Annotated in this window: 7 protein-coding genes; 3 read left to right on the top strand and 4 right to left on the bottom strand. The window is 61.8% G+C overall.

Going from position 1 to position 13,956, the window contains the following annotated elements:
• Window positions 1-58: 58 nt before the first annotated feature.
• The 4 genes from N5D22_RS10180 to N5D22_RS10195 form a co-directional block, all read right to left on the bottom strand.
• Window positions 59-3,769, bottom strand: a complete 3,711-nt coding sequence (locus N5D22_RS10180; RefSeq protein ID WP_279656251.1) for an AsmA-like C-terminal region-containing protein — start codon at window positions 3,767-3,769, stop codon at window positions 59-61.
• Between the two features lie 91 nt (window positions 3,770-3,860).
• Window positions 3,861-5,273 (bottom strand): FAD-linked oxidase C-terminal domain-containing protein, encoded by a 1,413-nt coding sequence (locus tag N5D22_RS10185; protein ID WP_279656252.1) that lies wholly within the window; start codon window positions 5,271-5,273, stop codon window positions 3,861-3,863.
• A gap of 134 nt (window positions 5,274-5,407) precedes the next feature.
• The gene (locus tag N5D22_RS10190; RefSeq protein WP_279656253.1) at window positions 5,408-8,557 is read right to left on the bottom strand and encodes an efflux RND transporter permease subunit; all 3,150 of its coding nucleotides are present in this window, start codon (window positions 8,555-8,557) and stop codon (window positions 5,408-5,410) included.
• Window positions 8,554-9,720, bottom strand: a complete 1,167-nt coding sequence (locus tag N5D22_RS10195; RefSeq protein WP_279656254.1) for an efflux RND transporter periplasmic adaptor subunit — start codon at window positions 9,718-9,720, stop codon at window positions 8,554-8,556. The genes N5D22_RS10190 and N5D22_RS10195 overlap by 4 nt, the downstream gene beginning before the upstream one ends.
• Window positions 9,721-9,946: 226 nt before the next feature.
• Here N5D22_RS10195 and N5D22_RS10200 point away from each other — a divergent pair, with 226 nt between their 5' ends.
• From N5D22_RS10200 to N5D22_RS10210, 3 genes are all read left to right on the top strand, one after another.
• Entirely contained in the window at window positions 9,947-10,357 is a 411-nt protein-coding gene (locus N5D22_RS10200; RefSeq protein WP_279656255.1) for a carboxymuconolactone decarboxylase family protein, read from the top strand.
• A gap of 101 nt (window positions 10,358-10,458) precedes the next feature.
• Window positions 10,459-12,933, top strand: coding sequence for a UvrD-helicase domain-containing protein (locus N5D22_RS10205; protein ID WP_279656256.1), 2,475 nt, complete (start codon window positions 10,459-10,461; stop codon window positions 12,931-12,933).
• A gap of 104 nt (window positions 12,934-13,037) precedes the next feature.
• Window positions 13,038-13,850: a glycosyltransferase family 25 protein gene (locus tag N5D22_RS10210; RefSeq protein WP_279656257.1), complete on the top strand. Its 813-nt coding sequence runs from the start codon at window positions 13,038-13,040 to the stop codon at window positions 13,848-13,850.
• Window positions 13,851-13,956: the final 106 nt, after the last annotated feature.

The following is a 13,956-nucleotide window of genomic DNA, read 5'->3' on the forward strand; positions in this document are numbered from 1 at the left end:
GGAACAACCCCACATTCTGCAAAACTGAAGAGCGATCGGCTCCTGCCTGACCGCAAGCTTACGGCGTGGCAGGAGCATTTTCCGGCGCCAGCTGCCGAATGGCATTTTCCGTCGGGGGCACCACCAGAACCGGCGCGGACTGCCGCTCGGGTACCGGCTGCTGCTCCTGCTCTTGCTGTTGTTGCAGCCGTTCCTGCTGCTCCTTTTCCTGGCGAAGACGTTCTTCGGCCTGGGCCTTCAGACGGGCCTCTTCCTCAGCCTTGGCCCTGGCTTCCGCCTCCGCCCGTTCCTTCTCCGCCTGTCGCTCGGCCGCCTGGGAGCGATAAAGCGCCACTTCGCGGCGCAGTCGCTGCTTTTCAAGAACGCTGGCCTGCATGGCTTCCACCCGGCGGCGCTCCTTTTCGAAGGCGCGCAGCGACAGGTAGTTGCTCAGCGCCGAAACATCTGTTGTCAAAGCCGGAGCGGCAAGCGGGCCATTATAGTTCAGACGCACCGACGGCTCGGCGCCCGCGACCGTTTCGGTGCCGGGATTGAATAGAAGATCGAGATCGCCATTCACGGTCGACGCCGCGAGATCGACCGTCGCATCGGCGGCCAGCGTCACCGGGTCGATCCCCGCCCGCAGATTCTGGAAATGAAGCGCGCCACCATTCAGCGAGAATGGCAGGGCGACATCGCCAAGCCCGATTTCACCCTGCCACAGGCTCTGGTCCACCAGCGGCCGCACCTTGGGCGCGTCAATCGGCTGCTGCAAGCCATCGGCCGCCTGCAGGATCGGCGGCAGGGCCCCGGGGTTCAGCCCCTTCAACACCAGCCCGCTGGCACGGATTTCACCCGAACCGCCCGCCGATTTCAGCATTTCACCGACACTTTTGGCGGTCGATTCCGCCGTCAGGTCGATGGCCACCCGGCCTGCCGCGACGGGACCGTTGGCATTGGCCCACAGGATCGGCTCGGGATTGGCATCGCTCACCGCGATCTTGGTGCGGAAAATGCCCGCCCCCTCGCCCGTCGACATGGCGAGCCGTCCCGTCAGCTTGCCGCCCATGAAGGTGCCGGCAACATCATCGAGCGAGAGACTGCCCGCATCATGCGTGACCTTGGCCGAAACGCCCGTGATCGTGCCGAAGGGGCCGGCTTCGAAGCTTTCCGCTTTCAAGGCAAGCGAGGCCTTCAACTGCGGGAACGCCGCCATGGCCAGAGGCTTGGCATTGAGTGCGCCGGTTTCCGGATCGATCACCGGACCGTAGATCGCATCACCCAGCCAGGCGAGATCGGCGGTTCTGACCGCAAGATCGCCGGTGACGGGATAGGGCGCGGCACGCTGGAACGCCAGATTGCCGGAAAAGGGATTGCCGCCCGCCTGCCCGCCGATTGAGGAAAGCGTGATCTTCTGCCCGTCGACGGCCACCTTGGCGTTGGCCTTCAATGCCATACCGCCGCCAAGCTGCGGTAAACCAACGGCATTCATGATGAGATAAGGCTCGATATCAGCGCTTTCGAGCGCCATATCGGCGCTGCCTTCGCCGAAATTTGCGGCGGCAACGGAAAAGGAACCGTTCATCGAAAAATGCGTGCGTTCCGTCGAGAATCGCAGTTCGGTCTGGGCCGGTGAACCAAGAGTGCCGTTGAGCTTGACGGAGAGAAGCCCCTCGCCATCCGCATCGAAGGGCAACGGATCGAGCCCCGCCTGACCGAACAGGATGGCGGTCGACTGGTTCTTCAGCACCGCCTCCAGCGACATGGCCGTATCATCGGTGATAGCAAGGAAATCCGGCATCTTGGCGATGGCCGACAGGCGGCTGCCATTGACCGTGCCGGAAACGGCAAGATTGGCTCCGCCATTTTCGCTATTGACCGAAACATCGACGGCAAGGTCGGAATTGGCATACCACGGCGCGCTTACCGCCAGACGGCTGAGGAACGGATGGTTCGGCAGTTTCTGCTGCAACATGGTGAAGAAGGGCTGCATATCGGCCGCATGCAGGTTCACCGTACCCTTGCCCGCATATTTCAGCAGCGAGCCCTGTAGCTGGCCCGTCGCCCGCACCTCCGCACCGGCTATGTCGCCGGCCGTCATGTTTTCAAGCGAGAGAACCCCGCCCGCCATGGTAAAGGCGGTCTCGACATGATTGGCGGTCACCCCGGCCATGTTGAAGCGGTCGGCCTTGAATTTCGCGGTGATTCGATGGTCGAGCACCGAGCTTCCGACCTGATCGCCAAGCGCCAGGCTGCCGAGCGCCTTCAGCGCATCGAGATCGATTTCATTACCGGCAAGATCGATGGAAAGATTGGAGGTCTTGCCGTCGGAGCGCCGCTCCAGCTCACCCTTCAGCGACGCATCGCCGACTGCAAGCTCCAGATTGTCGAAACGCTGGTTGAGCGTCGTCAGCGAGACATCGGCGGAAAAACCGGCGGCATTGAGCTGGCGGATCGCCGGATCGACGGAACCGGAAAGCCAGTTCGCCAGACCCGAGGGCTGGTTGGAGGCGAGAAGCAGATTGCCGTTGAAGGCGGGGCCGCCGAGAAGCGTCAACGACCCCTTGGCTTCGAGTTGCGTCCTGCCCGGCAGGGTCGCCACGGCATTCACCACCTGCCAGCCGCTGCCTTCCGGGCGCACATCCAGCCTGATGTCGCGAATGGTCGTATCATCGGAAACGAGCGCCGGAAGGCTGATGCTGGCCTTGCCCGGCACCGGCGGCACCGGAATGCGGGCCACCATGGCCGCAAAGGCCTCGATACGCTGGCGCACCGAGGCGGTGGGCTGGCGCGAGGTCTTGCCCGCCTGCACAACGGGCGGCGCAAAGCGGGCGACATCGATCTGCTGGCCATCGGCCGTCAGCAGGAATTCCGGCTTGGCGCCGGTATCGAGTGTCGCTTCCCCGGTCACGACATAGGGGTTTTCGCTGCCGCCGAGCTCCATGCGGTAGCTCGGGATACGCACGCTTTCATTGGTGAGTTCAAAGCTGCCGCGGGTGCGCGGCGAGGAAAACAGCGATTGTCCGACCTGCTGCTTCTGCTTTTCGTCTTCGCGGAAGCTGAAGGAGAAAGAACCGCTATAGGCCGGCTTTCCCGCCGTTGCGGCAATCGCGCCATCGAGATCGACCTCGACCGGATGTTCGTCCGGCACCAGCCGCACCCTGAGCCCCATGCGGCCGGCGGCATAATCCGGCTCGCTGCTGGAGAGCGAGAAGGAGCCCGGATGCCCGTCAACGGCGGCGCGTCCCTCAGCCTTCCATGGCCCGGCCAGCGAATTGGCGGACATGTCGGCATTGAGGCCGGTCACGACACGGTTACGGCCGGATTGCTCATCGATGAATTCGATCTGCCCGCCTTCGATCTGCACGCTTTCCAGAACCACGGTGCGGGCGGGAATTTCCGCGCGGCTGCCGCGCATCCAGTCCAGCGTGCCGTCCTTCAGCAGCCTTATCTTGGCCTTGGGCTCCTCGATGCGCATGTCGAAGATGCGCGCCTCGCCGGAGAGGAACGGCGCAAGCTCGGCATCCATGGAAAAACGGGCGACCTGAATGAGCGGCGATCCATCCGCATCCGTTCCGGCGCGCACATCATGCAATGTTACCGAAGGGAAAGGCAGGATACGGGCTTCGACGCGGCCATGCACCACCACCTTCTTGCCGAGAATACGGCTTGCCTGATCCTCGAAATCGCGGCGGAAATCCGTCCAGTCGACGAAATAGGGAATAAGCAGCGCCGAAAACAGCACCACGGCCAGCAGTCCGCCCAGAAAAACCAGAATACGTCCGAGCACTGACCTGCATCTCCCTTCGCGAACGCTGCAAACCTATTCTTTTCTGCCTTAACGGCAAGCAGCCTTTTGTACCAATCAAATATGAGAATGATCAGACAAGACGGAACAACTTGCCCGGATTGAAGATGTTATCGGGATCGAGCGACGTTTTGATGGCACGCATGAGATTCAGTGCATTTCCCGCCTCTTCGGCGAGAAAACTCATCTTGCCCTGGCCGATGCCGTGTTCGCCGGTGCAGGTGCCGTCCATGGCGATGGCGCGGCGGTTGAGGCGGGCGACGAAGGCTTCGGTTTTCGCAACGCTTTCCGCATCCTTGCCGTCGAACAGAATAAGGACGTGGAAGTTTCCATCGCCCGCATGACCGACGATCGGCGCCAGAAAGCCGTTTTCCTCGATGTCCTGCTGCGTTTCCACCACGCAATCCGCCAGCCGCGAGATCGGCACGCAGACATCGGTGGAAAGCCCGTCGAGATGGGGCGCAAGCGCGCGGGAAGCCCAATAGGCGTCATGCCGCGCCTTCCACAGCTTGTTGCGCTCGGCCGCATCGCCCGTCCAGCGGAAATCGACGCCGCCGCATTCGGCGGCGATCTCGGCGAACTGCTGCGATTGCAGCGCCGCCGTTTCCTCGGTGCCATGGAATTCCACGAAAAGCGTTGGCTTCTCCGCGTAGTTCAGGCCGGAATAGGCGTTGCAGGCCCGCACCTGCACCTCGTCGAGCAATTCGATGCGGGCGACCGGAACCCCCATCTGGATCGTCATGATGACGGCGTCGCAGGCCGTCTTGATGCTGTCGAAGGTGCAGACGCCGCCGGCGATCTTTTCGGGAATACCCTGCAGCCGCAGCGTTACCGAGGTAATGACACCCAGCGTCCCCTCCGCGCCGACGAAAAGCCGCGTCAGGTCGTAACCGGCGGACGACTTGCGGGCGCGGCGGGCGGTGCGGATTTCCTCGCCATTGGCGACAACGGCGGTAACGGCCAGCACATTGTCCTTCATCGTGCCGTAACGCACGGCATTGGTGCCGGAAGCCCGCGTCGAGGCCATGCCGCCGATGGAGGCATTGGCGCCGGGATCGATGGGGAAAAACAGGCCGGTATCGCGCAGATAGACATTCAGGTCCTCGCGCGTCACGCCCGGTTCCACCGTCACGTCAAGATCTTCGGCATTCACCTCAATGATGCGATTCATCCGGCTGAAATCGATGCAGATTCCGCCGTTCGGAGCATTCACCTGCCCTTCCAGCGAAGAGCCCGTTCCGAAAGGAATGACCGGCACCTTATATTGCGCGCAGACCTTTACCACGGCCTTCACATCGTCCGCACTTTCGGCAAAAACGACGCCATCAGGCGCCTGCAGCGTCAGATAGGTGGTGGTGTGGCCGTGCTGCTCGCGAAACGCCTGTCCGGTCTGCAGCCTGTCGCCAAGCTGCTGCTTCAGCACCGCGAGCACAGACGCGATGCCCTCTTCGTTTCTCGTCCCTGCCACCACGTCTTTCAGCGCCATCGTCCGTCTCCACCGCAACATCTGCCCGTAAAGGATTCGATCCGTTACGAAATTCCGTCAGGTGGTATGGGATAAGGTTAACGCTTTGTCCAGCATCGCAATTGTGCCGGATGCCGTTTGGCGAGAACCCCATGCTATTCCGCAGCGAGCAGCGGCTTGTCTTCCTCCAGCGCCTTGCGGCGAGCGGCAAGTTCGAGTTCACGGTGAAGGCGAACTTCCTCATCCGCCTGAGGTTTGGCGAAACGGGCAATCAGCAGGTAGGAGACCGGCGTGATGTAAAGCGTCACCAGCGTCGCAAAGCCGAGGCCGCCAACGATGACCCAGCCTAGCGCGATACGCGCTTCCGCGCCCGCGCCCTGCGCCAGCACCAGCGGTACACCGCCGAGAATGGTGGCGATCATCGTCATCATGACGGGGCGCAGGCGAATGCTGGTGGCCTTTTCAATGGCTTCCCGCACGGTTGCGCCCTGATCGCGCAGGTGATTGGCGAATTCGACGATGAGAATACCGTTCTTCGCCATCACCCCGACGAGCAGCACAAGACCGATCTGGCTATAGACGTTGAGGCTCGAGCCGGTGACGAGCAGCGCGATGACCGCGCAGGCGAGACCGAGCGGCACCGTCGTCATGATGATGACCGAACTGAGCACGCTTTCAAACTGCGCAGCCAGCACGAGGAAGATGATGGCGATGGCGAAACCGAAGGTCAGCAGCATGCCGCTCGAATTTTCCTCCAGCGTCGCCGCTTCGCCGAGCGGCAGCAGGCGCGCGCCGGGTGGCAGGACGGATTGTGCAAGTTCATTCACCTTTTGCAGCGCCTCACCCAGCGAAACGCCATCCTTGAGATTGGCGGTAAAGCCGACCGAGGGAAGCTGCTGTTCGCGATTGAGCTGCGGTGCGACCGCATTTTCCTTCAGCGTTGCGATGACCGACATCGGCACGATCTTGCCGTCGCCCGTCTTCAGGAAGACGTTTTCGAGATCGGTCGGATCGTTGATCGGCCGGGTGGAGGAGAGAAGCCGCACCGGGATCGCATCGCCATCCACGAAGACATCGACGATGGAGCGCCCTTCCAGCAGCGACTGCATGGCGCGCGACAGGCCGGTGATATCGATGCCGAGATCCGATGCGCGTTCGCGGTCGATGGAGACGGAAATCTGCGCCTGATTGGGCTCATTGTCGAAACGCGGCGTATCGAACAGGCCGCTTTCCTCCATGGAAAGCAGCAATTTCTGCGTCGCCTCAGTCAGCGCCGGATAATTGCTGCCGACCATCGCCATCTGCAGGCCGCTGCCGGCGCCGCGAATTCTGAGGCTGTTCGGCTGCATCGCGTTGCCGCGCAGCGCCGGCACCCGGTTGGCGGCGGAGGTGACATCGGCGGCGATCTGGTTCTGCGCCCGCTCACGATCAGCCCAGGGAGCAAGCGTCAGCACCATGAAACCGGTATTGGACGAACCGTTCATGCCGGTAATGGAGTAGATATTGCGGATTTCACCGCTGTCGCGCAGCGGCTGCAGGTTTTCCTCGATCCGCTGCAGCTGGTCGCGGGTATATTCCAGACTGACGCCCTGCGGCGCGGTGACCCGCATCATGATCGAGGCGCGGTCCTCGCGCGGTGTCAGCTCGTTCTGGATCATGCCGAAGGCGATCCAGGAAAGGCCGGAAAAGATCAGCGCCACGACGATGACGATCAGCGGATTGTTGAGGCAGGCGGAAAGCGTCGACTTGTAGGTGGAGGCAAAGACATTGCCGAACCATGCGAGCGGCCCCGTCGGTTCCTTCAGCCCCTCCTTCAGCATGCGGGAAGCCAGCATCGGGCAGAGCGTCAGCGCCACGATGGAGGACAGGCCCACCGCGAAGGCCAAGACGAAACCGAATTCACGGAACAGGCCGCCAAGCTGACCCGGCAGGAAGGAGAGCGGAATGAACACGGCGGCAAGCGTCGCCGTCGTCGCGATGACCGCGAAGAAGACTTCCTGCGTGCCGAGAACGGCGGCGGCGCGCGGCCCCATGCCTTCCGTCCGGCGGCGCACGATATTTTCCAGCACGACGATGGCGTCATCCACCACGAGGCCCGTCGCGAGAACAATGGCAAGCAGCGTCAGGATATTGACCGAGAAGCCGACCATGTAGATGGCGACGATGGTGCCGATCAGCGCCACCGGCATGGTGATCGCCGGAATGAGGGTGGCGCGCCAGTCACGCAGGAAGAGATAGAGCACGACGACGACGATGATCGCCGAGAGACCGAGCGCCAGCTCGACCTCGTGCAACGCGCCTTCGATGAAGACCGCATCGTCGCTGGTCACGACAATACGCGTACCCTCGGGCAGATTGGCCGACATGGTCTCGACCGCTGCCTTCACACCAGTGGAAATGCTGAGCGTGTTCGACTGCGCCTGACGGATGACACCGAGACCGACGCCCTGCACGCCGTTGGAGCGCAGCGAGGTGGATTCGTCATCCGCACCCAGCATGACGGTCGCGACGTCGCGAAGGCGGATATTGTTCTTGATGAGAAGATTGGAAAAGTCTTCGGGTTTCGTCAGGCTGGCCGTAGCGCGCACGACGATGTCCTGCGTCGTGCTTTTCAGCGATCCCGCCGGCACATCGAGCGCAGCGCTGGCCAGCGCATTGGAAACATCGGTCACGGTCAGACCACGGCTCGCCAATGCCGCCTGATTGAGATCGACGCGGAAGACCTTTTCCTGGTCGCCGTAAAGCTCCACATCGGCCACGCCGTCGACGGCGGCCAGACGGTCGATGATTTCGTCATCAACAAGCTTGGTCAGGTCTTCCATGCTGAGCGTGGAGGAGGTGACGGCAAGGCGCATGATCGGCTGGCTGTCGGAATCCGCCTTGATGATCTGCGGCTCGTCGGCATCGTCAGGCAATTCGTTGGTAACGCGGCCGATGGCGTCGCGCACGTCGTTGGCGGCGACGGCCAGATCGACATCGTCGCCGAATTCCAGCGTCACGCGGCTGGTGCCGAATTGCGAGTTGGACGAGATGGACTTGACGCCGCTGACACGCGCCACCGCGCCTTCGATGGTCTGCGTTACTTCCTGATCGATGGTTTCGGGCGCAGCCCCCTCATAGGTGGTCCTGACGCTGATCGTCGGCCGGTCGACGTCAGGCAGTTCGCGCACTTCGACGCCCACTAGGGCGGCAAGGCCGGCAACGACCAGCAGCGTGTTGAGAACCGCCGCCAGGATCGGCCGGCGAACGAACAATGCGGTAAAGGCGAGCTTGGAATCCTGACCGGAGGGCGGCTGCGTCGTCATTGGCTGGCAACCTCTTCGGGTTTCGGTTGATTGCCGACGCGGACCGCGCCGCCTTCCCTGACACGCTGCAGGCCCTCGATCACGACAGGCTCGCCATCCGCCAGTTCCGCCTTGACGAGAACGGCATCCGGGTTGCGCTGCACGATCTGCACCCTCACCTTGTTCGATTTATTATCGGTCACGCGCCAGACGTAGGAGCCTTCAGCATCCCACTGCACGGCCAGCGGGTCGACCGAAGCATAGGTCTCCCCGGCAAAACGCATGGTGACGCCGAAGGACATGCCCGCCCTCAGCTCATCCTTCTCATTGCCGAATTTCGCCCGGATGCGGATCGTCCGGCTCGCCTCGTCGACGCGGTTGTCGACGGCTTCGATTTCGCCCTTGAAGGTCTCGCCCGGCCGGGAAATCGACGTCGCCTCCACCGGCATGCCGATCTTGATCGCGGTTGCGAACCTTTCCGGCGCCCAGAAATTGACGAGAATTTCGGAACGGTCGTCAATGCTGACGATGGTCGACTGCGTGGTGACGTTATCGCCGATATTGGCGGCGACAATACCTGCCACGCCTTCAATGGGCGCGACGATGTCGCGACGCTTGAGATTGAGTTCGGCGGTGCTCAGCGCAAGCTTGGCGGCTTCCTCGGCAATCTGCGCATCCAGCACGTCAAGGCGGGACACGGATTTCAGGTTCTTGTAGGAATTGGATTTTTCAACGGCGCTGCGCAGCGCCACCTGCGCCTTGTCGCGCTCGATCACCTGCTCCTCGTCATCGAGCCGCGCCAGCACCTGCCCCTTCACCACGCGGGCGCCGGAGGAGGTGCGGATTTCCGAAAGCGTGCCTGAAGCCTGCGGCATGACGACGACCGACTGGATCGCCTCGCCATTGCCGATGGCGTTCAGCCGGTCATTGACCGTGCCTTTCTTCACCGGGGCCGTCACCACCAGTGTGGCGTTGCCGTTGCGGCGCGCACCGCCGGCATTCTGTCCCGTCGGCGCACCGGCCGCCGAGCCGCCGGATGCAGCGACTTCAACCGCCCCGGCAGGCGTTTTGCCAAGCCCGATCGCGGTGAGCACATTGCGGGCTTCAGGCGAATAAAAGCCCCAGAGACAGAGCCCTGCTCCCACCACGGCAACACTGACACCCACCTGTTTCCAGACCCGCATATATTTCTCCGGTCGATCCGCGCAGCATAAGGAATTCCCGGAAGCGCACGCCCCGGGACATATGCGCAGTATTCCCGCTCGCTTGAAACGAGGCAACGCACAAATCCGTTTCTTACGTAATTGTAATTTGTGATGGATTCTCGTCGAACACACGACAAACGCCATTTTTATCGCAAATATTCTTCGGCGCGGTAATCTGCCCCCAGGAAAAGAGCCGGAGGAAACCATGAGCACTGTAACGAAAGCCCCAAATCCCGAAGCCGACCCGCGCGTCAAGGCGGTGTTCGATGACATCCGCACCACCCGCAAATCGGATTTTATCAACAATATGTGGCTCTACCTCGCCTTCGATCCCGATCTGCTTGAAAAGACCTGGGCCGAGGTCAAGGCGGTGATGGCGACACCTTCGGCGCTCGATCCCGTGGTGAAGGAAATGCTCTATATCGCCGTTTCCGTCACCAATGGCTGCTCCTATTGCGCCCATTCCCACACCGCCGCCGCCAAAGCCAAGGGCATGACCACCGAGCAGCACGCCGATCTCTTGCGGGTCATCGCGCTTGCCGCCAAGACCAACCAGCTTGCGGTGGCGCTGCAATTGCCCGTGGATGCCGCTTTCGACGCCGACAGGCAGGCATGAAGTGAAAAAATGCCTTGGAATGGGCGTTTTGACTGATGATACTGGAATAAAAGCAGAACACGGTTCTGGCCTTTATATCCCGAATCACTACATTGGGCCGCATGAGCAACAGTTTTGACGATATGCCGTTCTTCGATGAAGAACCCGTGACGCCGCGCAGGGCGACGAACAATGCCGGTGCGGAAAACGGCGGCGGGCTTGGCATTGCCGCCCGCGCCATGGCGGCGCGCGATCAGGCGCGTGCTGCGCCCGACTATCTTTCCGGCCTCAACCCGGAACAGCGCGACGCCGTGGAAACGCTTGACGGACCCGTTCTCGTCCTTGCCGGCGCAGGCACAGGCAAAACCCGCGTTCTGACCACCCGCATCGCCCATATTCTCGCCACCGGCCGCGCCTATCCGAGCCAGATCCTTGCCGTGACCTTCACCAACAAGGCCGCCCGCGAGATGAAGGAACGTATCGGCGTTCTGGTCGGCGGCGCTGTCGAGGGCATGCCCTGGCTCGGCACCTTCCACTCCATCGGCGTCAAGCTGCTGCGCCGTCATGCCGAACTGGTCGGCCTGAAATCGGATTTCACCATTCTCGATACCGACGACGTGGTGCGGCTGATCAAGCAGCTCATTCAGGCCGAAGGTCTTGATGACAAGCGCTGGCCGGCAAAACAGTTCGCCGGCATGATCGACGGCTGGAAGAACAAGGGGCTGACGCCGCCGGATATTCCGGAGGGCGACAGCCGCGCTTTCGCCAACGGCAAGGGCCGCGAACTCTACGCCGCCTATCAGGCCCGCCTGAAGACGCTGAACGCCTGCGACTTTGGCGATCTTCTGATGCACCCGATCAGCATCTTCCGCCGCCACACCGATATTCTGAAGGAGTATCACCAGAAGTTCCGCTACATTCTGGTGGATGAATATCAGGACACCAATACGGCGCAATATATGTGGCTCAGGCTGCTTGCACAGCGCGCCAAGGGTGAGCCGCAGAATGTCTGCTGCGTCGGCGATGACGACCAGTCGATTTATGGCTGGCGCGGTGCGGAAGTGGACAATATCCTGCGCTTCGACAAGGATTTCCCCGGCGCCAAGGTCATCAAGCTCGAACGCAACTATCGCTCCACCGAGCATATTCTCGGCACGGCCGGCCATCTGATCGCCCATAATGAAGGACGTCTCGGCAAGACGCTGTTCACCGAACGCAGCAGCCCGGATGACGAGAAGGTCATGGTGCATGCGGCCTGGGATTCCGAGGAGGAAGCCCGCGCTGTCGGCGAGGAAATCGAACAGCTCCAGCGCAAGAACCATAATCTGAACGACATGGCGATCCTCGTCCGCGCCTCCTTCCAGATGCGCGAATTCGAAGACCGGTTCGTGACGCTCGGCCTCAATTACCGCGTCATCGGCGGCCCGCGCTTTTACGAGCGCCTCGAAATCCGCGACGCCATGGCCTATTTCCGTCTCGTCTGCCAGCCGGCCGACGATCTCGCCTTCGAGCGGATCGTCAACACGCCCAAGCGCGGCCTTGGCGACACGACGATCCGCAATCTGCATGATTACGCCCGCGCCCGCGATATTCCGATGCTGGCGGCAGCCGCCGACATCATCGAGACCGACGAGCTGAAACCGAAGGCGCGCAAGGCGCTGTTCGACGTGGTGCAGGATTTCCGCCGCTGGCAGGGCCTGCTGGAAAACACCGAACACACCACGCTTGCCGAGCAGGTCCTCGACGAAAGCGGCTATACCGCCATGTGGCAGGCCGACAAGAGCGCCGAAGCGCCCGGACGGCTGGAAAACCTGAAGGAACTCATCCGCTCGATGGAGGCCTTCGAGAGCATGCGCGGCTTCCTCGAGCACGTCGCGCTGGTCATGGATGCCGAGCAGAACGAAAATCTCGATGCCGTCTCGATCATGACGCTGCACTCCGCCAAGGGCCTGGAGTTCGACACCGTCTTCCTGCCCGGCTGGGAAGAAGGCCTGTTCCCGCACCAGCGGGCGCTGGACGAAGGCGGCCGCTCCGGTCTGGAGGAGGAGCGCCGTCTGGCCTATGTCGGCATCACCCGCGCCAAGAAGCTCTGCCATATCTGGTTCGTGTCGAACCGGCGTATCCATGGCCTGTGGCAATCCACCCTGCCCTCGCGTTTTCTCGAAGAGCTACCGCCCGCCCATGTGGATGTCGCGGCGTCCGACAGCAATTACGGCGGTTATGGCGGACGCGGCGGTTATGGCCAGTCGCGCTTCGACAAGGCCGACCCCTTCACCAACAACTATTCCACCCCCGGCTGGAAACGCGCGCAGCAGAACCGCAGCGATGCCACCCGCGACAATTGGGGCACCCGCTCCGGCCATGCGGTCGAACGCATCGGTTATGGCGAAAGCGGCCCGCGCAGCCGCACGATCGACGGCGAACTGGTGGCGAAATCCGTCGCCGACACGCCATCGAAATTTTTTGTCGGCGACCGCGTCTTCCACCTCAAATTCGGCAATGGCAACATCTCCGCCATCGAAGGCAACAAGCTGACGATCGACTTCGATCGCGCCGGCCAGAAGCGTGTGCTGGACGGATTTGTGGAAAAGGTCTGATTCGACAACCATGAGTGCCTGAAGGCGGCTTTTTCCATAGCCCGCGTCATGCCGTTGCAATAAAGGAGTTGCAATGGGGACCTGAGAACCGGGCGAGGACTGCTTTGCATATATTACCGAAAAGTCAGCGCAGGCTCGCCGTTTTCCTGATCAATATGGACAGCGCCACCAAACGCCTCGCGGATATGACCGCGCGCCTCGACGCCATGGGGCTCAAGGCGGAGCGTGTCCCCGGCGTCAATGGCCGCGAACTGAATTATCCGATCCCGGAATTCAGCGAGATATCCTACATGCTCATGCATGGCCGCCGTACCTCGCCGCCGGAAATCGGCTGCTATCTCAGCCATGTCGCTTGCGCCAATAAATTCATGGCGGGTGATGCAGATATCGCGCTTATCCTCGAGGATGACGTGGTCTTCGACGATGATTTTCTCAACGCCATAGACGAGGCGGTGCTGAACGACGGCGACTGGGATTTGCTGCGGCTCACGACCGTCAGCAATGGCCGGAAATTCCCGTTCCGCCCGCTTTCCAACGGTCGTTCGCTCGCCATTGCCATCACGCGGGAAAAAGGGTCGGGAGCCTATCTCGTCAACCGCCGCGCCGGAAAATGGATATCGAAGCTGATCCCCATGCGGCTCGCCTATGATATCGCATTCGATCTCGAATATCTCGCGGGGCTGAAGGCGGCCTTCCTCTACCCGCTCTGCGCCACACAGGATGCGGATGGGGAAAGCCAGATTCAGAACAATCTGCGCATCTACCGCCTGCCGCGCTGGCGCTATTTCACCGTACTGCCCTATCGTGCCTTTCTGGAAACCAGCCGGTTCCTGCTTCACGGCATCCGTTATTTAATGGCGAAGACACGCGTGGCGATGGAACGCGGCAAGAACACGACCGCCCCGGCCGGTCATTGATCGATCCGCTTTATACTTCGCCGGGCGTGAAGCCGACCAGATAGACTGCCGCGACCACGGCTGCGAGAATAAAAAGCGAAATGACGAAAATCGTCATCCGGTTCAA

The organism is Agrobacterium sp. GD03872, assembly GCF_029840625.1.
Taxonomy (GTDB): domain Bacteria; phylum Pseudomonadota; class Alphaproteobacteria; order Rhizobiales; family Rhizobiaceae; genus Agrobacterium; species Agrobacterium fabrum_A.